Genomic DNA, 22,274 nt, shown 5'->3' with positions numbered 1-22,274 from the left:
CGTCCGGTCCGGGGCTGGATGGAGCCTTACCGTGGACCGGATCGAGGGCCGACGATGGAGTCATGACTCAGACAGCGCTGCTTGTGATCGATGTCCAGGAATCCTTCCGCGTCCGGGAGAACTGGAGCGTGGTGAACCACCCCGATATCGCCGACCGGGTGAACCGCCTGGTCCACGCTGCCCGGGCGAACGGCGACCTGGTCGTCTGGGTGCTGCACACCGAGCCCGGTAGCGGCGGCGCCTTCGACCCGGCCAACGGGCACGTCCGCTTCATCGAAGGACTCGAGCCCGCCGAGGGTGAGCCAGTGGTCGCCAAGACCGCTCACAACGCCTTCACCACGACCAATCTGCAGCAGGTCCTCACCCAGCACGGCATTCGCGAGGTCGTCATCAGCGGCATCCGGACCGAGCAGTGCTGCGAGACGACCGCCCGGGTCGCCTCCGATCTCGGGTACGACGTCACGTTCGTGACCGAGGCGACCGCCACCACGCCGTTGCCGCACTGGACGATGCCGGCCGACGCGACGCTGGCCGAAGTACTGGCCGATCGGCGCACGCTCTCCCCGGAGTCGGTCGTCGAGCGGACTGAATACGTACTCGCGGGCCGGTTCGCCACCATCCGGACACTGGACGAGGTGGCTCCGCCGGTCATGGCATCCTGACCGGATCATGCCTACCCGGGTCGTCTTCTTCCTGCTGCCGAAACTCCACCTGCTGGACCTCGCCGGTCCGGCCCAGGTGTTCTCGACCGCGAACGACCTCGGCTACGGCTACGACCTGACCTACCTCGCGGAGGCGCCGGAGATCATCACCGCCCAGGGGGTGCCGATCAGGGCGCGGCTGGACTGGCCGGAGCTCCGGCCCGCCGACCTCATCGTCGTACCGGGCTGGCGATCGCCGCGGTTCACGCCGACCCCGCACATCTCGGCGCTGGCCAAGCAGCGGTTGCGGGCCCATCATGCGGCGGGTGGTTCGGTCGCGAGCGTGTGTTCGGGCGCCGACGCGCTGGGCGCCGCCGGTCTGCTGGACGGGCGGCGCTACACGACGCATCACGACCTGACCGACGAGCTTGCCGCGCGCTACCCGAAGGCGAACATCGTCCGCGACGTCCTGTATGTCGTCGACGACCGGGTGATCACGTCGGCCGGGATCGCCAGCGGGATCGATCTGGCCCTGCACCTGGTCGCTGCCGCGCGGGGAGCCGACGTGGCGGCGCGGATCGCGCGGGAGATGGTCGTCTACGCGCGCCGCAACGGTGACGAGCCGCAGGACAGCGCGATGCTCCGCCACCGCGGCCACCTCAGCGACCTGGCCCACCGCGTCCAGGACATCATCGACAGCCGGTACGCCGACCAGCTACGACTCTCTGACCTGGCGGCCGGTGTAGGCGTCAGCGAGCGGACCTTGACCCGCATCTTCACCCAGGCCACCGGCCTCACGCCGTTGCGCTATCAGCAGCTGTTGCGGCTGGAGCGGGCCGAGCACCTGATCGGCCACGGCTCGACCGTCGAGGCCGCGGCGCGCGCGGTCGGCTTCGAGGACGCCCGGATGCTCCGCCGTCTTCGTGCCCGCCCAGTCGCCGAGCCACTCACGGGGCCCCAGCCGGTCGCAGGGGTAGACGTAACTCCCCTATCCCACGGGGTCTGACACTCCTGAGATCTCTCCGGCTAGCCACCAGGCTTTTGGTGAACCGGGCAGAGCGCCCGGGCGGGTGCGGCGAGAGGTAACCAGGATGAGCAGGGGATCGATGACGGTGCGCGTCGCGCGCTGGAGTGCCACCCATGCATGGCGGGCGATCGGCCTCTGGCTGATGCTCGTCATCGTCGCGGTCGGGTTGATGATTGCGATCCCGACCCAGAAGACCAAGGCCCAGGACACCTGGATCGGTCAGTCCGGGACGGCGTCGGAGCTGATCCGCGACGCCGGGCTCGAGGGCAAGCCGAGCGAGACGGTCCTGCTGACCGATTCCGACGGCCCGCTGGACAAGGCGGCCGCCACCACTGCGTTCGCCCAACTCCGGCAGAAGGTGACGGCGATCGACGCGGTGGAGGCCGTCGGTCAGCCGGTCTGGGCCGCCAATGGGAAGGCAGCGCTGCTGCCGATCTCCTTGAAGGGCAATGCCGACGATGCCGCCGACAACGTCGACAAGTTGCTTGCAGCAACCAGTGAGGTACAGAAGGCCAACCCGTCGCTGACGATCGAGCAGGCCGGCAGTGCCTCGGTGGACAAGGGGATCTGGAAGCAGGTCGGCGCCGACCTGGCCCGCGCCGAGAAGATCAGTCTGCCGCTGACGTTCGGGTTGATGCTGCTCGCCTTCGGTGCGTTGATCGCGGCCGGAATCCCTGTCCTGCTGGCGTTCTCGGCCATCGGCGCGGCACTCGGCTTCTATGCGCCGCTGTCGTATCTCTTCCCCGACGGTGGTTCGGTGGCCAACGTCGTGCTGCTGATCGGCATGGCCGTCGGCGTCGACTATTCACTGTTCTACCTGAAGCGCGAACGCGAGGAACGGCAACGCGGTCACAGCACGGTCGACGCCGTCGAGATCGCCGCGGCCACGTCGGGACACTCGGTGGTGGTCTCCGGCCTCGCGGTCATCGTCTCGATGGCAGGCCTGTACGTCGCGCAGGACCCGGTCTTCTCCTCGATGGCCACGGCAACGATCGTCGTCGTCGCGGTGGCGGTCCTCGGGTCGCTCACGGTCCTGCCCGCGCTGCTGGTCAAGCTCGGCCATCGGGTGGACCGCCCGCGCGTCCCGTTGCTGTGGCGGCTCAACCGGCGCATCGGTCCGGCGGGGATCAGCCGTCGCATCCTGGCGCCTGTGCTGCGCTTCCCCAAGGTCGCGTTGCTGATCTCGGCCGTCGCGGTGGTCGCGCTCGCAGTACCGGCGCTCGGGATGAAGACTGAGCCGGGTGGTTTGAGCACGTTGCCGCGGAGCATTCCCGAGGTGCGCACGATGACGGCGCTGCAGCAGAACTTCCCGTCGCAGGGGATGGCCTACGACATAGTTGCTAAGGGCAACGGAGTCACCACGGGGCTGGCGAAGTTGCAGCAGGCCGCGGTGGCGAGCAAGGCGTTCGTGGTGACGCCGGGCAGCGAGATCCGGCGCGCGGGGGACACCGCAGTACTGACGCTGGTGTCGGTCCGGCCGGATACGAGTCAAGATGCGCGGGCGGCTCTGGAGCAGTTGCGCAATGGCCTTGCACCGCAAGCTCTCGGCTCTGTGCAGTGGGCGGTCGGCGGCGAGACGGCGCAGCAGGTCGACTACGGGCAGCATCAGCGCGACCAGTTGCCTTATGTGATCGCGTTCGTTCTCATCCTGACGCTGCTGATGATGGCCTTCACCTTCCGCAGCCTGGCGATCGCGCTCGTCACGACGCTGCTGAACCTGGCGTCGGTGGCGGCCTGCTTCGGCGTCCTGTCGCTGGTCTTCCAGCACACCTGGGCCGAAGGGCTGCTGGACTTCACCTCACCGGGGTTTGTGGTCTCGTGGATCCCGGTCTTCCTGTTCGTCATCCTGGTCGGGCTGTCGATGGACTATCACGTGTTCGTCCTCGGCCGGATCCGCGAAGGCGTCCGCGCCGGGCTGACGCCGCAGGAGGCGGTCCGCAAGGGGATCACCGAGTCGGCCGGCGTGGTGACGAGCGCGGCGGCCGTGATGGTGTCGGTCTTCGCCGTCTTCGCTTCGCTCGGGATGATCGAGATGAAGCAGATGGGGGTCGGGCTGGCCGTCGCCGTACTGATCGACGCGACCCTGGTCCGGATCGTGATGCTGCCCTCGATCATGGTCCTGCTCGGCCGCAAGGCCTGGTGGCCGAACAAGCTGCACAAGGCCCAGCCGGTGCCTGCCGATGACCGCGAGCTGGTCACGGTCTAGAGAAGCCGGGGCCGGCGAGGTGCAACTCGCCGGCCCCTCCTCCTACTTCAGGTTGTACGCGGCAGTCAGCTTGGTGATCGCCGTGCTGAGGTCACCCGTGAAGGCCAGGTGTTCCGCGTCGGCGGTGAGCTTCGACGTGGCTTCGTCGAGGTTCTGGCCGATCTGGTCCTGGGCGATCCAGCGGGCGCCGGCGACGACGGCATCGTCCTCGTTGGAGGTGTCCACCGTGGTGAGCTGCAGGTACTTGCCGGCCTGGCCGAGTGCGGTCAGAGCGGTCGTTGCCTGTGGCCCGGACCAGTCCTTCACCTTCAGCGCCTGGTCGAGCTGCGCGGCGGCAAGTACGACGTTCGGGTTCGCCGGAGCCCGGCGCAGCAGGTCCCTCCTCGTGTCCGAGACGTTCTCCCGGGCGGCGGCCTGCGTCGTCAGACCCCAGCCGTACGGGTACTGCGGGTCGTAGGCGGCATCCCCGACGTTGATCGGCTGCTGTGCTTCCGACTTCGGCCAGGTGACCGGCAACCGGCCACTGAACGGGCGCTTGCCGAACAGCACGTCGGCGACGCCGGCGCCCTCGGTGCCCGGCAGCCAGGACGCGACCAGTGCGTTGATCTTGCCGAGCTGGTCGGCGACCACCTGCGGCCGGCCGGACACGTCCAGCACGACACACTTCATCGCCGCGCACACCTTGTCCACCGCGGCCTTGTCGGCAGCGGACAGGGCGAGGGTGTGACCGTTGTTGCCGACATCACCGATGCCCTCGGCGTACGGCTTCTCGCCGACGACGACCACACCGACATCGTGTCCGTCCAGGGGAGCCGAGGCGTCCTGGCTGAACGTGGCAGTCGGTGCGACCTGCTTGATCCCGTCGAGGATCGTCGTACCGGTGGTGGTGTTACCGGAGCCGCCCTGCCAGGTGATGCTCCAGCCACCGAGCTGGTTGCCCAGGTCGTTGGCGTTGCTGCCGGCCACGTAGACCTTCGCAGTCGGTGCCAAGGGCAACAGGTTGCCGTCGTTCTTCAGCAGTACCTGCGACTTGGCCGCCGCTTCCCGGCCGACCGCGCGGTTGGCCGGCGAGCCGACCGTACCGAGCCGGGTCTGGTCGGAGTACGGGTGCTCGAAGAGGCCGAGCTTGAACTTCTCGGTCAGGATCCGGCTGACGGCGTCGTCCACCCGAGCCTGCGTGACCCGGCCTGCGGTGACCTCGTCGGTCAGGCCCTGAGTGAAGCCCTGGTAGTTGCTCGGCACCATGATCATGTCGAGGCCGGCGTTGATCGACGTCCGGATGTCGCTCGGGTAGTCACCGGGCAGCTGGTCGATCGCCGCCCAGTCGCTGATCACGAAGCCCTTGAAGCCCAGCTGCTGCTTCAGCGTGCCGTTGATGAGCGCCGCGTCGCCGTGCATCTTCTGCGGACCGCTGATGGTCGCGCCGTTGTCGTCGAGGATCTCGAGGCTCGAGTACGACGGCATCACCGTGCCCACGCCGAGGTCGACCGAGGTCTTGAAGGGCGCGAGGTGGATGTCCTCGAGCTGCTTCTGCGTCACCTTGGTGATGCCCTGGTCGATCTTGTAGCTGCCGGTGCCCGACGACCCGTAAGTCGTACCGCCGTCGCCGACGTAGTGCTTGGCGGTGGCGAGCACGTGCTTGTACTGGCCCAGCTCGCTGCCGTCGGCCTTGCCCTGCATGCCGGTGATGACGCTGGCCATCACGCTCACCAGTGCGGGGTCCTCGCTGTAACCCTCGTACGAACGGCCCCAGCGGTCGTCGCGGACGACGCAGACGCAGGGGGCGAAGTCCCACGGAATGCCGGTCGCCCGGACCTCTGCCGCGGTCACCTCACCGGTCTTCCGCGCGAGTTCCTGGTCGTGGGTCGCGCCGATCCCGATGTTGTGCGGGAGGATCGTCGCGCCGATCACGTTGTTGTGGCCGTGTACCGCGTCGACACCGTAGATCAGCGGCACCTGCAGTCGAGTCGCCTGCGCGTTGAGCTGGAAGCTGTCGATCATCGCGGCCCAGGCGGCGGGAGTGTTCGGCGTCGGCACCGAGCCGCCACCGGACAGCAGCGAGCCGAGCGCGTAGGTCGCGATGTCGGTCTTCGACTTGAGCGCGTTCCGCTCGGCCTGGGTCATCTGGCCGACCTTCTCGGCCAGCGTCATCCGGCTGAGGAGGTCCTGCACTCTGGCCTTCACCGGCAGGTTGGCGTTGAGGTACGGCAGGCCATGGGCGTTGACGACCACCTGCGGCGTGACGGCCGGAGCCTTCGCGCCGGTGACCGTGAGCTCCAGCGGGATGGTTTCGGCCACCTCGGCCGTGGTGTCCCGCTTGGTGATCACCTTGACGACCTGCGATGCGCCCGACGGCGTACCGGCCGGGAAGGTGAAGGCACCGGAGACCGGGCTGTAGTCGCCGGCTCCGGCGCTGCCCGTTCCCGTGCGGTACTCGACCGTGACGGGCTCCTCCAGCGGAACCGCGCCAGTGGTCGCGAGGCTGATCTTGACCTTCGCGGTACCGCCCTCGACGACCGGGTAGACGCCCGCGTCGGTGACGACACTCGCCTTCAGCGCCGGGTCGGCCTTGCCGTAGACCTCGACCTGGTCGATGGCGAACTCACCAGGAGCGCCGCCGGGCATGGTGAAGGCGTAGCCCCACATCTGGGTCAGGTTGAGGATCTGATCGATGCCGCCGACCGGCTGGTAGTCACCGCGGTAGCTGAGCTCGCTGAACGGGATCTCGACCAGGTGCCAGCCTTCCCAGTCGTCGGTGAAGCTCGTGTTCCACAGCTCCGACGCCTCGGCGTTCGCGCCACCGTCCTTGATCTCGAAGAAGATCCGCTTGCCCGAGCCGGGCGGCAGCGGCGCGGTGTTCTGCCCGTACCACCAGAACCGGATGCCCTTGTGGATCGACCAGTTGCCGGGGTTCTGGTCGAAGGTGACGTCATGGCTGAAACCGCCCCAGCCGCTGATGTTGTAGGTGCCGTGCAGCACTTTGCCGCCCACGGGCGCGTCGGCGCGCTCCTGGAGGTCCATCGTGGGCGGGTCGTCGGCGTCACTTCCCCAGCCGAAGATGCCGGCGTTCGGCGGCGAGGCGAACGGCTCGGCCCCCTCGAACGCGGCGAGCACCGTCGGCGCCGGGTCGTCGGCGTTGGCCTGCGCGGCCACTCCGAGCGGCAGCAGCCCCGTCACCAGCGCGGCCACCGTGATCAGCGTCGTACGTCGACTGGGTGGGCGGAATCCAGGCCACCTGGGCATGGGCGACTCCTCAAGTGTTCAGGCGCGTGCCTCACGCACGCGTCGCGCCCGACTCTTCGTCCTGTCCGCCCTCCCGGTCAATACCCCAGCGGTTCCGGAACTAGAGCGCTCTCACTCCGCAAGATGGCCCCGATCCTGCCTAGGCTCTCTGCTACCGACCGGGACCGTCCGCCGCGGTCGCGGGAGGGATTCCGATCGATGGGCACCGCCCCGGGGGACTCGCGCGGCTTCTGGCCGCTGCTGTGCGGATACGCGGTGTCGTCGTACGGCAACTATCTGAATCTGATCGCCCTGGGGCTGTTCAGCTACCACCTGACCGGGAGCGCCTGGGCCACCGGTTTGGTGATGGCGATCCGGCTGGGCGCGGGCTTCGTCACCGGGCTGACGGTCGGCCGGGTGCTGGACAGGGTGAGCCGGCGGCCGTTGCTGATCGGGCTGGACCTGACGCAGGCAGCGGCCATGGTCGCGCTCGTCCTGGTCCCGAGTCTCCCGGTACTGCTCCTGGTCGCGGTCATCCTGGGCGCGGGCAACACCACGTTCGTCGTCGCGCTGCGCAGCGGCGTACCGGAGCTGGTCGGCGCGGACGAGCGGGCCAGGGCGAACGGCCGGCTGGTGACCGCCCGCTCGCTGGCCACCGTTCTGGGGTTCGGGTCGGCCGGCCTGGTCATCGACCTCGGTGGCTACGACGCGGCCTTCCTGCTGAACGCTGGCTCGTTCCTGGTCTCCGCGCTGGCGCTGGCCTTCGTGGCCTGGCCCGAGCCCGAGCCCGGCCCGGCTGCTGAGCCGACTGGAGGTGGGCATCGAGCGGTTTGGCGGATGCTCCCGCCGCTGATCGCCGGCATGGTCGTGGTCCGTGGGCTGGACGCGCTGGCTTCGGCCGGGCACAACGTCGCGCTGCCGATCTTCGCGAGCAGTACCGCGCCCGCTCACCCGGCGACGGTGATGACCGAGTTCATGACCGCCTGGGCGATCGGCAGCCTCGGCGCCCACCAACTGGTCAGCAGACTGGTGAAGAGAATCGATCATCGCGTCTTCGCGGCCGCGACCTGCGTGATGTCGGTCTGCTTCGTGCTCGCCTTCACCGGTCTGCCGGCGGCCGCGCTGATCGCGGTCTGCCTGCTCGCCGGGATCGCCGACGGCGTCACCGAGATCGGTTATGTGTCCACGCTCCAGACCCTGCCCGGTCCGGAGCGGACCCGGATCTTCGGGCTGTCCGCGAGCGTGGAGAACTCCGCCTTCGGTGGCGGGATGGTGGTCGCCGCCGGGCTGCTCGAGGCCTGGCCGGTTCTTCCGGTGGTCGGTGGGTTCCACGGGGTCGCGCTGATCGGCGTACTGATCTTTCTGTTGGTCTCAGTGAGGAGAACATCTGATGGTGAACGCGTCGTCGATCAGTCACGGCCCGGTGCTGGTGCCGACGCCTGATGATCCGTCCGATGTGGTGGGAGCCCTGGTCAGGGCCGCCACCGAGTTCCCTGCGGTGGGGGTGCGGACACCGGTCGGTCTCCGCACCTATCCGGAGCTGCTCGACCAGGCCCGGAGGGTGCTGACCGGGCTGCGCGCCGCGGGGGTGTCCAGCGGCGACGTGGTGATCGTGCAGGGCCTTTCGCTAGAGGAGTTCTTTCCTGCGTTCTGGGGCTGTCTGCTCGGGGGGATCCGGCCGGCAGTGATCAGCGAAGTGGTTTCGGTGGGTTCCCCGGTGCTCGATCGGCTCCGGCACACCTGGCAGTTGCTGGACAGGCCACCGGTCCTCACCGACCGCTCCGGCGCCGCCGTACTGGCGAGTGAGGACTTCGGAGTCCTGGTCGCCGAGGAGTTCACGCTGCTGCCGCCGGCGGCGGACCTCCATCGGCCGGAGCCTGCTGAGGTGGCGCTCCTGATGCTCTCCTCGGGTAGTACCGGCGCACCCAAGGCAGCGGCCCTCACTCATCGCGGGCTGGTGGAGTTCGCCGCCGGGTCGCGGCGGCTGCTCGACCTGCGACCAGGCGAGACGATGCTCAACTGGCTGCCCGTCGATCACAGCGGAGCGCTCCTGCTGTACCACGTCCTGCCGGTGTTCGCCGGGGCTGGCAACATGCACCTGCCGACCGCCGATGTCCTCGCGGATCCCCTTCTCTGGTTGAGGAAAGCGGCGGAGTACGGCGTCGAGCACGCCTGGTCGCCGACGTTCGGGCTGCAGCTCGCGGCCGACGAGTGGGCGGCGCGACCGGACCTCGTTCTCGATCTGAGCCGCGTCCGGTCGCTGCTGTGCGGCGGCGAGCAGATCATCCTGCCTGTGGTCGACAAGTTCTTCGCCGCGACCTCGGGCTCGGGGCTCGGCCGGGACACCTTCCGGCCGGCCTGGGGGATGGCGGAGACCGTCACCGGGATCACCTTCGGGCGGCTGGCCGCTGACGGTGGCGTGGTCCGGGTGCTCACCTCGTCTCTGGCCGGCGAGCTGGTGCCGGCCGGGCCGGAGGTTCCGGACGCGGACTGTACGACGTTCGTCGCGGTCGGCCCGCCGGCGCACGGGGCATCGATCCGGGTGATGGACGACGACGGCGAGGTTCTACCGGAGCTGCGGATCGGGCGCCTGGAGGTCAAGTCGGCCCGCGTCACCCCCGGGTACGTGAACAACGAGCAGGCCACGCTCGCTGCTCGGCCGGACGGCGAGTGGTTCCGGACCGGCGATCTGGCCTTCGTCGCGGGCGGCCAGGTGGTGATCACCGGCCGGGAGGGTGACCGCGTCGTGCTGAACGGGAACACCCTGTTCTGCCACGAGATCGAGGAGGTCGTCAGCGGAGTCGACGGGCTGAGCCTGCGGGGAGTCGGTGCCTGTGGGGTGCCCAATGCGCGGACCGGTACTGAGGATCTGGTGGTGTTCTTCGAGGCTGATCAGGGGGTGCCGGCCGAGGTGGCGCAGGAGATCAAGGCTGCGTTGTTCCGGCGGTTGCGGTTGACGGCGACGCAGGTGGTGCGAGTGCCTGCTGATGAGTTCCCGAGGACGGCGAGCGGGAAGGTCCGCCGGAACGAGCTGCGCGAGCGCTTTCAGGCCGGGCGGTACGACGAGTCGCCCGCTGTGGCGCCCGTGGTCCCTGGGCCTGACACCGTGCCTGGCGCTGGGCCTGGCGGTGGGTTGCGGTTGGGTGAGGTGGCGGGGGAGGTGCGGCGGCTGTTGCAGGAGCTCGTCGAGGTGCCGGTGCGCGATGACGTGCCGCTCTACGAGCTCGGGTTGACCTCGATCAGCGTGGCTCGGCTGCGGTCCGGACTGGCCGCCCGGTTCGGGCTCGACGTACCGGCGACCGTGCCGTTCGAGCATCCGACCGTCGCCGCGTTGGCGGATTGGATCACCGCGGCTGCTCCGGCCGCCGCCACCAGCAAGACCACCCGCGCTGCCGGGAACGAGAACGGGAACGAGGTCGTGGTCGATCGGCGGGTGGCGATCATCGGGCTGGCGGCGCGGTTCCCGGGGGCGCGGACGGTCGACGAGTACTGGGCCAACCTGCTCGGCGGGGTGGACAGCGTCTCCAGCTTCACGGGCGTGAGCGCTCCCGACCAGGTACTGGCCGGCGGCGTCATCGAAGACGCGGACACCTTCGACGCGGAGTTCTTCGGCCTGTCGCCGAAGGAGGCGGCGCTCACCGACCCGGCCCATCGGCAGTTCCTCGAAGTCGCCCACGAGGTGCTGGAACACGGCGGCTGGCCGGGCAGTACGCCGAACCTCAGGATCGGCGTCTACGCAGGGGTAGGGATGAACCTGTACGGGCACCAGGATCGCCTGACCGGTGGCGGTACCGCGGTTGACGACGTTCCGACCGCGATGCAGGCCACCATCGGCGACACCGCGGACTTCCTGGCCACCCGGGTGGCGTACCGGCTCGGGCTGACCGGCCCGGCGATCGGCGTACAGACGGCCTGCTCCACGTCGCTGGTCGCGGTCCATCTCGCCGTCCAGGCGCTGCTCGACTCCGACGCCGATCTCGCCATCGCCGGTGCCGCGGCGGTCCGGCTGCCCCAAGACGCCGGGTATCGGCACGTAGCCGGTTCCATCCTCTCGCCGACCGGGCGCTGCCGTCCGTTCGATGCGGCTGCCGACGGAACTGTCGGCGGTAACGGCGTGGCCGCGGTACTGCTGAAGCGGCTGGACCGGGCCCTTGCCGACGGCGACACCGTGCACGCCGTCATCCTCGGCAGCGCGGTCAACAACGACGGCACCGGCAAGGTCGGCTTCACGGCACCGAGCGTCGGCGGCCAGGCCGAGGTGGTACGCCGCGCGTTGCAGCGAGCGGGCGTCGGACCGGAGACGATCTCGTACGTCGAGGCGCATGGCACCGGTACCGCCCTGGGCGATCCGGTGGAGTTCGCGGCCCTGTCCCGGGTCTTCGGCGAAGGCGCTCCGCGGACTGCCCGCTGCGGGCTCGGGTCGGTCAAGGCGAACATCGGTCACCTGGATTCCTGTGCCGGGATGGCCGGCTTGATCAAAGCGGTGCTGATGCTGCAGCACGGGCAGTTGGTGCCGACCATCAACCTGAACCAGCCGCATCCTGATCTGCGGATCGAGGACAGCCCGTTCGAGCTGATCACGGCGGCGCGCGACTGGCCGTCCACCGGTGTGCCTCGGCGGACAGGGGTCAGTGCTTTCGGAGTCGGCGGTACGAACGCGCATGTGGTGCTCGAGCAACCGCCGATGCGGGTGGCGAGCGGGCGTAGTACCGCGGCTGTGGTCGTGCCTGTTTCGGCTAGGTCGGAGGCCGCGCTGCAGGAGCTGACAGCCTCGCTGCGGGCTCATTTGTCGGAACATCCCGAGCTGGCGGCAGCAGACGTCGCGACCACGATGGCCTTGGGGCGACGTCAGTTCCCGTATCGCTTCGCGGTGACAGGGTCGGATGTGGGCGAATTGGCGGCGGCGCTGGCCGAGCCGTCGCGACAGGCTGCCGGCGGTCCGCTTACGTTCGCGTTCTCGGGTCAGGGGAGTGGCCATCCGGGGATGTCCGACTGGCTGTATCGCACCTTCGCGGCAGCCAGAGCAGTCTTCGACGAGGTCGAACAAGCTGTGGGGGTGCCGGTCGTCGAGACTGGCCGAGTCGGGTCGGCGCAGGTGGCGTTGTTCGCGCATCAGGTGGCGTGGACGCAGGTGTGGCGGTCGGTGGGGGTCGTGCCCGACTTCGTTCTCGGGCACAGCGTCGGGGAGTTCGCGGCGATGGTCGCGGCGGGGGCGCTGTCGGTGACGGACGGTGCGCTGCTCACCGCTCGCCGGGGAGAACTGATGGCCGCCTTGGAGCCAGGCGAGATGGTGGCGGTGAGTGCCGCGCTCGCTGCGGCCGAGCGGATCGCGGTTGAGTGCGGGGTGGAGGTCGCGGCGGTCAACGGGCCTGACCGGCAGGTGTTGTCGGGGGCGAAGGACGCGATGGCGCGGGCGGTCGCCGTACTGGATCGTGAAGGGCTGACCTGGCGGCGGCTGTCGGTGGACCGGGCGTTCCATTCCGCACTGGTCGATCCGGTGCTCGAACCGCTGCGGGAGTACGCCGGGAAGCTGTCCTTCGGGCCGCTGCGGACACCGTTCGTCAGCGCAGTGGACGGGACTGTCCTGTCCGGTGTGGACGAGTGGTACCTGGCGGAGCACGCGCGGCGGCCGGTCCGATTCGATCTGGCCGTTGCTGCTGTGGCGGAGCGCGGGGGCGGGCGGTTCCTCGAGATTGGCCCGGACACGGTACTGACCGCGCTGGGCCGGCGCGCGCTCCCCGGCAGCGAGTGGACCGCCAGCCGTCGCCGGGGATCGGAGGATCAATTCACAGACGCCCTCGCAACGATGTACCGAGCCGGCGCAGACATCGACTGGTCACCGGTATCCACCGGCCGGCGCATCCCACTACCGGGCCATCCACTGGCAAGACTCCACATCCCCTCACTTGGCGCGCCACTGGCCGTTGCCGAGCCGCCAACTGCTGCTGAGGGGCCGGCTGTTGCTGTGGGCCCGACTGCTGCCGTGGCGTTACTGAATGTCGCGGTGCTGGATCGCGTCCGCGAGCTGGTGGCACCGTCGTTGGGGATGGCCGCCGACGAGATCCGGGCCGACGTCTCGTTCGTCAGCCTCGGCGCCGACTCGCTGTCGCTGATGAGGCTGGTCGGCGAACTGAAGGAGACCTTCGGCATCACCATCGGCGTCCGCCGCCTCTTCGAAGACACCGACACCCCAGCCAAACTCGCCACCCTGCTCACCAACTCAGCCACCCCATCACCGCAGCAACCCCCGCAACCGCAGCAGTCTCCACAACCGCTGCAACCGGTGCTGGAGCAGCAGTCCCCGCCGGCGGGCTTGCCGGAGCTGATCGATCGGCAACTCCGCCTGGCCGAACGCATGGTCGACCGAGTCTCCAACCTGATGTCCGAACAACTGGCCCTCCTCAACAACACCCCCACGCCCACCCCTCCAGCGCCCCCTGTGCCGCAGGCGGACCTCGCGCCGCAGGCGAGCCTCGTGCAGCAGGCGCCTCTGACGTCCGCACCCGCACCCGCCCTCGTCCCCAGCGCGGAGGCGGGCTCCCTTCCCATCGCCGGTTCAGTGGTGGGTGGGAGGCGGCGCTGCGACTTCAGTTTGTACTTTTTCGGGGACTACCCCGACTCGGCTGCGCAGGACAAGTACGGGCTGATTCTGGAAGCGACGGAGTTTGCCGACCAGCGCGGGTTCCATACCGTCTGGTTGCCTGAGCGGCACTTTCACTCGTTTGGGGCGTTGTTTCCCAACCCGTCGGTGCTGGCTGCGGCGCTCGCTACCAGGACCGAGCGGATCAGGCTGCATGCCGGGTCGGTGGTGCTTCCGTTGCATCACCCGATCAGGGTGGCCGAGGAGTGGTCCGTGGTCGACAACCTGTCGGGCGGCCGGGCCGGTATCTGTGTGGCGAGCGGCTGGCACGCGCGGGATTTCGTGCTTGCCCCAGGCAACTATGGCAAGCATCGCGAGGAGATGTACGACCGGCTGGACACCGTGCGCAAACTGTGGGCCGGCGAAGAGCTCCAAGCCACCGCGGGTGACGGCACCCCCACCGAAGTACGGCTGTATCCCCGTCCGCTACAGGAGCAGCCGCCGTTGTTCGCCGCGGTGGTCGGCAATCCGGAGTCGTACAAACTCGCCGCCCGCAACGACATCGGCGTGGTCACCAACCTGATGGCGCAGTCGGTCGAGGACCTGGCCGCCAACATCGCGCTGTACCGGGCGACCCGCGCCGAGCACGGCCTCGACCCCGACGCCGGGCGGGTGGTGGTACTCCTGCACACCTACGTCGGTGACGACCTGGAGACGGTCCGGGCCCAGGCATACAAGCCGTTCTGCGACTACCTACGCTCGTCGCTGTCCTTGTTCGGCCAGGTGACCAACAGCCTCGGCTTCCAGATCGACCTCGAGAACACCCCGGAAGACGACGTCGACTTCCTGCTCGGCCAGGCGTACCAGCGCTATTGCGAGTCCCGCGCGCTGATCGGTACGGCGGACAGCTGCGCCCCGATCATCGAGTCGGTCCTCGCGGCCGGCGCCGACGAACTCGCTTGCTTCGTCGACTTCGGCCTGACACCGGAGCAGGTGATGCGAAGCCTGACAGCCGTCGATGCACTCCGCGAGCAGTACAGCACCCCCGCAGAAGCAGATCACGGGCGCCCGTTGACCCCGGCAGAGCGGCGGATCTGGTTCCTCGAGCAGCTCAGCCCCGGCGGTAACACGTACCACGAGCCGAAGGCGATCGAGCTGCGCGGCCCCCTGAACACCGAGGCCCTGCAAGGCGCTCTGCAGAAGGTGATCGACCGGCATCCGGCGCTCCGCACGACGTTCCGCGAGATCGAGGGGGAACCGCGCGCGTTCGTCAGCGACCACCAGCCGGTCGAGTGCCCGGTGGTGGATGCACCGGACGGCACCCTCGAAACAGTCCTGTACGACGTACGACTGGGCGAACTGGAGCTGACCAACGGATCGTTGCTCAGGGCAAGGTTGGTGAGGTTCTCCAGTGACCACCATGTCCTGCTGCTGGTCGCGCACCACATCATCTTCGACGCCTCCTCGACGCCCGTCGTCGCCGGTGACCTCGGCGCCTACTACCGCGCCTGGCCGGAGGACCCGGCCCTTCCAGCCACCTCCGACGGCATCGAGTTCGCCCAGGCGCCGGCCGACGCAGCGGTGGACTTCTGGGTCAAGCAGCTCTCCGGTGCGGAGGAGTTGCAGCTGCCCACCGACCGGCCGCGACCCCGCCGGCGCAGTGGTTCGGGAAGATCCGTGACGTATGACTTCGACGGCCGGCTGGTCGAGCGGATCACCTCGTTCGCCGGGCAGGCGGGCCTCACGGTCTTCAGTACTCTGCTGGCCGGATTCGGAGTCGTCCTGGCCAGGTTCAGTGGGCAGCGGGACTTCATCGTCGGGACCGGCGTCTCGTCGCGCGGCAAGCTGGCCCGCGATGCGGTGGGGATGTTCATCGACACGCTTCCACTGCGCGTCGTAGTACCGCAGGATGCCGACTTCGCCGGGTTCGCGCGCGAACTGGGGCTGTCGGTGATGGATGCCGTCGACCATCGCGAACTGCCGTTCGACCAGCTCGTCGCGGCGGTCAACCCGCCGCGCGTCGCCGGGCGCAACCCGCTGTTCGGTGTGGCCGTCGAGTTCGAGAACGGCGCCGGGCAGGTCTCCTTCGCGCCCCCCACGGTGGCGGCCACTCTGCTCGACCTGCCGAGCGAGCGAGCCCCGCTCGACCTGGTGCTGTACCTGACCGCTCGCCCCGATGGTCTGAGTTGCGTCGTCGAGTACGACCTTGAGCTGTTCGATGAGGCGACCATCGTGCGCCTGCTGGGCTATCTGGAGCTGACCCTCGACCTGGGCACTGCCGGTCCGGCCGTCACGCTGCCGGAACTGGCGGCCCTCACTCCGGAGGACACGACACGGCTGACCGAGCTGGAAGGCGAGCCAGGCGGGCAACCACTCCACTGCCTGCACGAACTGGTCGAGCAGCAGGTCGACCTGACCCCGGCCGCGGTCGCGCTCAAAGGCGCGTTCGGCGAACTGACGTACGCCGAGCTGGATCACCGTGCCAACCGGATCGCCGCCGAACTCATCTCCCGTGGTGTCCGAAGCGGTGAGCTGGTCGCGATCTGCCTGCCGCGTGGTCACGAGCAGATCGCCGCCGTGCTGGGCGTTCTCAAGAGCGGCGCCGGGTTCCTGCCGCTGGACTCCGGCGTACCGGTGGAGCGGCTGCGGTTCCTCCTCGACGACTCGGCTGCCGTCCAGCTCATCACGGCCCAAGGGATGCCCGATCTCGGCGCGCGGTCACACCTGTGGGTCGAGCAACTCGGCGACGGTCCAGCTGGACGACCGGCGATAGCGGTCGCGCCGGATGATCTGGCCTACTGCATCTACACCTCCGGCTCGACCGGTACTCCGAAGGGCGTGCTCGTCCCGCACCGGGGCACTGCCAACTACGTGCTCCAGTATCTCGCCACCCACCCGGCGACGGACGGGCTGCAGTGGGCGTCACCGATGTTCGATGGCAGCCTGCACGAGATCTTCACGACGTTGGCGGCCGGCCGTGCCCTGGTACTGATCGAGGACCGGGCGCGCTACGACTTCGGCGTACTGGCCGAGGAGCTCCGCCGCCACCAGGTGGAGCGGATCGCGCTCCCGTTCAGTGCTGTCCGTGCGCTGCTGGCAACCAAGCCGTCGTTGCCGTCCCTGCGCGAGATCTACGCTGCCGGGGAAGCGGCCACGCCGGGCGCCGTCGAGCACGAGTTCCTTGCCGCGCATCCGAACTGCGTTCTCTACAACGGTTATGGGCCGACCGAGGCTTCCATCGGAGTGACCGAGCACCGGCTGGCGGCAGGTGAGACCGCGCCGCCGATCGGCCGGCCGATCCCGGGCGTCCGGCTCCGGTTGCTCGACCCGGACCGTCGTCCGGTCCCGCTCGGTGCGCTCGGCGAGATCTGCGTCGAGGGCGTCTGCGTGACCGGCGGCTACCTGAACCGGCCGGTGGAGACGGCGGCGGCGTTCTTCGCGCCGGGCTGGTACGCCACCGGCGACCTCGGGCGCTGGCGGGCGGACGGCTCGCTGGAGTTCCATCGGCGCCGCGATGACCAGGTCCAGATCCGCGGTGTCCGGATCGAACCGGGGGAGATCCGCGAAGCCGTCCTCGGCCACCCTGGCGCGACCGATGCCGCTGTGGTCGTGAACGACGGCGAGCTGGTCGGCTATGTGGTCGGCCCGGTGGACTTCACTGAGCTGACCGACGCACTGGCGACGCGACTACCGCAGTACTCGGTACCGCGACGATGGGTCCGGCTGGGCCGGCTGCCGTTGACCACCACAGGCAAGCTGGACCGGGCCGCGCTGCCGGCGCCCGACGGTCCACAGCGCAGCGGTGCACCGGTGGGCCGGACTGAACAGGTCCTGTACGACGTATGGCGGGACGTCCTCGAGGTGACCGACCTCGGCGTCGACGACTCGTTCTTCGAACTGGGCGGGCACTCCCTGCTGGCCGTCCGGCTGCTCAGCCAGATCCACGCGGCGACCGGGGCAGAGCTCACCTTGACGAGGTTCTTCCGCGCTCCGACCATCCGCGCCCTGGCCGCCGAGGTCGACGGCACCGCCGGGATCGATCGCACAGCCGGGATCGGGGCCACCGCACCGGCGACCTTCGCGCAGCAGCGCGCGCTTGGCCGCCATCTGGCCCGGGCCGACGCGTCCATCTACAACGGAATCACTCGGGTCGACGTGCGTACAGATCTTGACCCGGTGCGCCTGCGAACAGCTCTGGAGACGTTGGTAGCGCGCCATTCCGCCTTGCGTACCAGGGTTTTCGAGGATCGCCAGGAAGTACTGGGGTCCGTCCCGATCGATCTCCCGATCACCGATCTGCCCGACGACGAGTCCCGGCTCCACGAGTGGTGTGTGGCCGTGGCTCAGCCTGCCCTGGATCCCGCCGAGGCTCCGCTGTGGCGGGTCCGCCTCGGCAAGGTCTCGCCTCAGCACTGGGTGTTCGTGATCGTCGTCCATCACCTGATCTACGACGGCTGGTCCGCCCGGCTGTTCTGGCAGGAGCTGTCAGCCCTGTACTCCGGTGCCGAGCTGCCCCCGCCGTCCGGTCAGTTCAGCGACTACGCCCACTGGGAGCGTGCCAGCCTCACCGGCCGGACGAGGACCGAGCTGGAGGGCTTCTGGCGGACCGAGCTGGCCGGTGCGTCACTCCGTCCCGACCTGCCGATCGACTACCCGCGACCCGACGTCCTGTCCGGACAGGGATCCACCCACCACGTGGACCTACCGCCGGAACTCGGCGAGCGGATCAGGTCCGCCGCGGCCGAGGCCAGGACCACGCCGTACGTCGTGATCGCGGCTGGGTTTGCTCGCTGGCTGGGTGAACTCTGCGGGCACGACGAAGTGGTGCTGCCGGTTTCCAGCGCGCGCCGTAGCCGCCCGGAACACGACGGCGTCATCGGCTACCTCGGTGAGGCCGTCCTGGTCCGAGTCCGATTGACGGCAGCGGACCTCCTGGCGGAGACGGCGAAGGCGCTGTACTCCGCACTGGACCATGAGGCCCTGCCGCTGGCCGAGGTCGTCCGCTGCGCCCTGCCGGGTCAGGCGAGCTTGCCCTACCCGGCAGTGCTCTTCACGGTCATCAACGGGCCGCGGTCCACGCTGACTCTGCCGACAGGTGAGTTCCCCGCCCGCGGGATCGCCGTACCGGGGCAGGCCCGTACCGAGCTCTATGTCGTCTTCACCCTGACCGAGGAGGAGTTCACGCTCGACATCGAGTACGCCACGGACCTGTTCACCCCCACCACGATCGCCGGCTGGGCGGCCGCCTTGACCGCCCAACTCGGCTACGCCCCGAGCGTGGCCGACGCGATCACCTGAGGACGCGGTTGTGGTCGCCGCCAGTGATCAACGGGGTGGCCTCGGTGAACAGTTGGACGAACTTGGCCGGGTGGATGGGGATTCCCCTCGTTGTCGGATGAAGGTCTGGACAGTGTCTTGCTGGTGGGTCACGGTGGTCCGAAGTTGTGTAAGGCAAGGGGAGGAACACTATGAGAAGGTCGACGCATCTGGTCGGCAGTTTGTTGCTGATCGTTCCGGCATTGGTTGCCGCGGCGGTCGTACAACCTGCCGCCGCCGCGCCTGTTGCGGCCCAGCCGTCCAAGATTCCGACGTTGTTGCGGGACAGCGCGGCACTCGCCGCCGCGGCATCGAAGGCGAAGGTCAGTACGGCCTCGCCCGAGGCACGGTCGCTCGGTATCAACAGCAGCGGGCGGATCGGCGTACAGGTCTACGCCGCTTCTCCGGTCACGGCTCAGCAGGAGGCTTCACTGACGTCGCTGGGGGTGTCGGTGCTGAAGAACACCGCCGACTTCCAGGCGGTACCGGGTGCTGACCTGCCGACGACCGGGCTGCTGTCCACGACGGTTCCGTACGACAAGCTCGACGCGGTCGCTGCCCTCGGGTGGGTGAGCGCGCTGCGGCCGTCGCTGCGGCCGGCCGTCGACGTCGGTCCGATCAACGCCGAGAGCGTTCCGCTGCACAAGGCGGACAAGGCGCAGGCCCGCGGGCTGACCGGCAAGGGGCAGAAGATCGGCGCCATCTCCGGTGACGTCGACCACCTTGCCGAGTCGATCGCGCAGGGGGAGCTGCCGGCCGACGTACAGGTGCTGCGGCAGGCGCCGACGTACGAGGACGACGAGGGCACCGCGATGCTCGAGATCATCCACGACATCGCACCGCAGGCGAAGCTCGCCTATGCCAGCACCCGGGACACCACCGCGGAGTACGTCGAGGCGTTCCACGTGCTCGCCAACGCGGGCGTCACGATGATCGCCGAGGACATCGCGCTGGACGACGACCCCGCGTTCCAGCAGGGCATCGGCGCGGCCACCGCTGAGGGCCTCGCCGCGCACGGCATCTGGGTCAGTTCGTCGGCCGGCAACCTCGGTGGCCGGCATGCACCGCGAGTCACCGCGACCGGTACCGGCGCTGGTGCGGACGGCGCCGTCGGGCCCTTCACCGGTTGCCCGAACGCGGTGGACAACGTGGTGAAGCTGCGCGGCGAGGACACGACGTACGACCTCAACCTGTTGCCCGGTGCGACGGTCATGCCGACGCTGCAGTGGAGTGAGCCGCGGGCCGTGTTCCCGACCGCTGGTCAGGGCGGATTCACCGACCTCAACCTGTACCTGATGGATGCCACCGGCACCAAGTGCCTTGCGGCCAGCAACGCGGTCCAGGCTGATGGGGTCGGCGACACCATCGAGCAGTTCATCTACGAGAACACGACCGGGGTGGCGCAGCCCGCCAAGCTCGTCGTCGACGTCCAGGGCACCTCGTCGGCCAAGAAGGCGCCGGTGCTCGACCTGCGCTGGCGCGCACTGTCGGCCGGCGTCCAGACGATCGACCCGCCGGAGCGGGCCGGTTCGATGAACCCGGACTCGAACTACCTCGGCTTCGCGACCAGCGCGGGCGCGGTCAACGCGAGCCTGTCGGTCGACCCGAAGGCGATCGCGCTGGAGGCGTTCAGCGCGGCCGGCCCGATCCAGATCATCACCACCACGCGCTGCGCGGGCGGCAAGCCCGGCCCGTGCAAGGGCACCAGCGGCCCGTCCTCACGCAGCTTCCCGGCGCCATACTGGGTCGCCTCGGACGGCGTCTCGGTCAGTGGCGTAGGCCCGTTCGGCTCAGGCACCTGCCCAACCGCGGTCCAAGGCCAATGCCGCTTCTTCGGTACTTCCGCCTCGGCCCCGTCCGCCGCGGGAGTGGCCGCGCTGACCCGGCAGGAGTTCGGCGGCCGCCTCCATCCCGTCCTACTCAACGCCGTCCTCGCAGCCCGAGCCGTCAAACGAGACGGAGCCGCCTTCGGAGCGGGGGTCCTGAGCGCCCGCTGATTCCTCCCCACGCAGGCTCCTCCGTCGCCACTTGACGGAGGAGCCCGCCGGCCCGCCCACCCGGCCCTCAAGTCGCAGCCCCGACGGCCCACTTAGTGCACGACCTGAGCGTTTTGAAGCCGGCGATCCACTCAGGTGGTGCACAAAGTCGCCAACCCGACACCCCAGAGGCGGCCGGCTCGCACCCGAGGGGCGACGGAGCTGCGGGGGATTCAGAAGGTGGGGTGGGGTTATTCAGTGGTTATTCAGTAGGTGAGGTGCTGGACCATTCCGGCATCGCACCGGTTGGATGGAGGTATGACTACACGGTTCGGAATGTTCGTTCCACAAGGGTGGAAGATGGATCTGGCGGGGTTCAGCGACCCCGTCGAGCAGTGGGAGGCGATGACTGATGTCGCCAAGAAGGCCGATGAGGGGTCCTGGGACTCGATCTGGTTGTTCGACCACTTTCATACGGTGCCGGAGCCGAGTACCGAGAGCACCTTCGAGTGCTGGACCACCACCGCGGCGCTGGCCCGGGACACCAAGCGGGTGAACATCGGGCAGATGGTCGGCTGCAACGGCTACCGCAACCCTGCGCTCTACGCCAAGATCGCGTCGACCGTCGACGTCGCCAGCCACGGTCGCCTGTACGCCGGCCTGGGAGCTGGCTGGTACGAGCACGAGTGGAAGGCCTATGGCTACGAGTGGCCTGAGCTCAAGGAGCGGATGGGCGCGTTCCGCGAGGCCACCGAGATCATCTACAAGATGTGGACCGAGGACGAGCCCGTCTTCAACGGCAAGTACTACTCGATCGACAAGCCGATCAACGAGCCGAAGGGCGTCCGCAAGCCGCACCCGAGCCTCTGGATCGGTGGTGGCGGCCCGAACGTCACACTGAAGCTGGTCGCCAAGTACGCCGACGCGGCCAACATCGGCGGCGGCAACCCCGAGGTGATCAAGGAGAAGGCGGCGATCCTGAAGGGTCACTGCGACGCGATCGGCCGTGACTACGACGAGATCATCAAGTCGACCGGGATCAATGCGTTCCCGATCGACGCCGGTGACGACCCGGACAAGGCCACCCAGAAGGCGCTCGGCCCGATGGACCGGGAGCGCTTCAACCGCGACAACCTGATCGGCACCGAGGACCAGATCGCCGACAAGGTGGAGGCTGCGCTCGAGGCCGGCGCCGACTACGTGATCTTCTACGTGCCTGGTGTCGCCTACGACCTCGACCTGGTCGACCGGATGGAACGGATCACCAAGCGCTTCGCCTGATCCGCGCGACAACGGAGAGATTCTC

Annotated in this window: 8 protein-coding genes; 7 read left to right on the top strand and 1 reads right to left on the bottom strand. The window is 68.9% G+C overall.

Annotated features, from left to right (window positions below; translation table 11 throughout):
• Positions 1–62 precede the first annotated feature (62 nt).
• The 3 genes from G3I17_RS32465 to G3I17_RS32455 all read left to right on the top strand — a co-directional run bounded on the left by G3I17_RS32465 (position 63) and on the right by G3I17_RS32455 (position 3,874).
• Positions 63–662, top strand: a complete 600-nt coding sequence (locus G3I17_RS32465; protein WP_203591059.1) for a cysteine hydrolase family protein — start codon at positions 63–65, stop codon at positions 660–662.
• Positions 663–669: 7 nt separating this feature from the next.
• A complete protein-coding gene (locus G3I17_RS32460) occupies positions 670–1,647 on the top strand; it encodes a DJ-1/PfpI family protein (protein WP_164601768.1) in 978 nt (325 codons plus the stop codon).
• A gap of 85 nt (positions 1,648–1,732) precedes the next feature.
• Positions 1,733–3,874 (top strand): MMPL family transporter, encoded by a 2,142-nt coding sequence (locus G3I17_RS32455; RefSeq protein WP_203591058.1) that lies wholly within the window; start codon positions 1,733–1,735, stop codon positions 3,872–3,874.
• Between the two features lie 42 nt (positions 3,875–3,916).
• Here the strand turns inward: G3I17_RS32455 and G3I17_RS32450 are convergent, their stop codons facing one another.
• Positions 3,917–7,117, bottom strand: a complete 3,201-nt coding sequence (locus G3I17_RS32450) for a glycoside hydrolase family 3 N-terminal domain-containing protein (RefSeq protein WP_164601766.1) — start codon at positions 7,115–7,117, stop codon at positions 3,917–3,919.
• A gap of 198 nt (positions 7,118–7,315) precedes the next feature.
• Here G3I17_RS32450 and G3I17_RS32445 point away from each other — a divergent pair, with 198 nt between their 5' ends.
• From G3I17_RS32445 to G3I17_RS32430, 4 genes are all read left to right on the top strand, one after another.
• Entirely contained in the window at positions 7,316–8,539 is a 1,224-nt protein-coding gene (locus G3I17_RS32445; protein WP_164601764.1) for an MFS transporter, read from the top strand.
• Positions 8,487–18,974: a non-ribosomal peptide synthetase/type I polyketide synthase gene (locus tag G3I17_RS32440; protein WP_164601762.1), complete on the top strand. Its 10,488-nt coding sequence runs from the start codon at positions 8,487–8,489 to the stop codon at positions 18,972–18,974. Before G3I17_RS32445 ends, G3I17_RS32440 begins: the two co-directional genes overlap by 53 nt.
• 170 nt (positions 18,975–19,144) lie before the next feature.
• Entirely contained in the window at positions 19,145–20,989 is a 1,845-nt protein-coding gene (locus G3I17_RS32435; RefSeq protein ID WP_164601760.1) for a S8 family serine peptidase, read from the top strand.
• A gap of 297 nt (positions 20,990–21,286) precedes the next feature.
• Positions 21,287–22,249, top strand: coding sequence for an LLM class F420-dependent oxidoreductase (locus G3I17_RS32430; protein WP_164601758.1), 963 nt, complete (start codon positions 21,287–21,289; stop codon positions 22,247–22,249).
• The last annotated feature ends 25 nt before the right edge of the window (positions 22,250–22,274 follow it).

This window comes from Streptomyces sp. SID13031, assembly GCF_010548305.1.
Taxonomy (GTDB): Bacteria; Actinomycetota; Actinomycetes; order Propionibacteriales; family Kribbellaceae; genus Kribbella.
This window is presented reverse-complemented; position numbering and strand designations above follow the sequence as displayed.

What these genes read in the sequence shown, in the direction of transcription:
- G3I17_RS32445 (WP_164601764.1), top strand. Translation starts at nt 7,316, where the DNA reads ATGGGCACCGCCCCGGGGGACTCGCGCGGCTTCTGGCCGCTGCTGTGC.
- G3I17_RS32450 (WP_164601766.1), bottom strand. Translation starts at nt 7,117, where the DNA reads ATGCCCAGGTGGCCTGGATTCCGCCCACCCAGTCGACGTACGACGCTG.
- G3I17_RS32460 (WP_164601768.1), top strand. Translation starts at nt 670, where the DNA reads ATGCCTACCCGGGTCGTCTTCTTCCTGCTGCCGAAACTCCACCTGCTG.
- G3I17_RS32440 (WP_164601762.1), top strand. Translation starts at nt 8,487, where the DNA reads ATGGTGAACGCGTCGTCGATCAGTCACGGCCCGGTGCTGGTGCCGACG.
- G3I17_RS32465 (WP_203591059.1), top strand. Translation starts at nt 63, where the DNA reads ATGACTCAGACAGCGCTGCTTGTGATCGATGTCCAGGAATCCTTCCGC.
- G3I17_RS32455 (WP_203591058.1), top strand. Translation starts at nt 1,733, where the DNA reads ATGAGCAGGGGATCGATGACGGTGCGCGTCGCGCGCTGGAGTGCCACC.
- G3I17_RS32435 (WP_164601760.1), top strand. Translation starts at nt 19,145, where the DNA reads ATGAGAAGGTCGACGCATCTGGTCGGCAGTTTGTTGCTGATCGTTCCG.
- G3I17_RS32430 (WP_164601758.1), top strand. Translation starts at nt 21,287, where the DNA reads ATGACTACACGGTTCGGAATGTTCGTTCCACAAGGGTGGAAGATGGAT.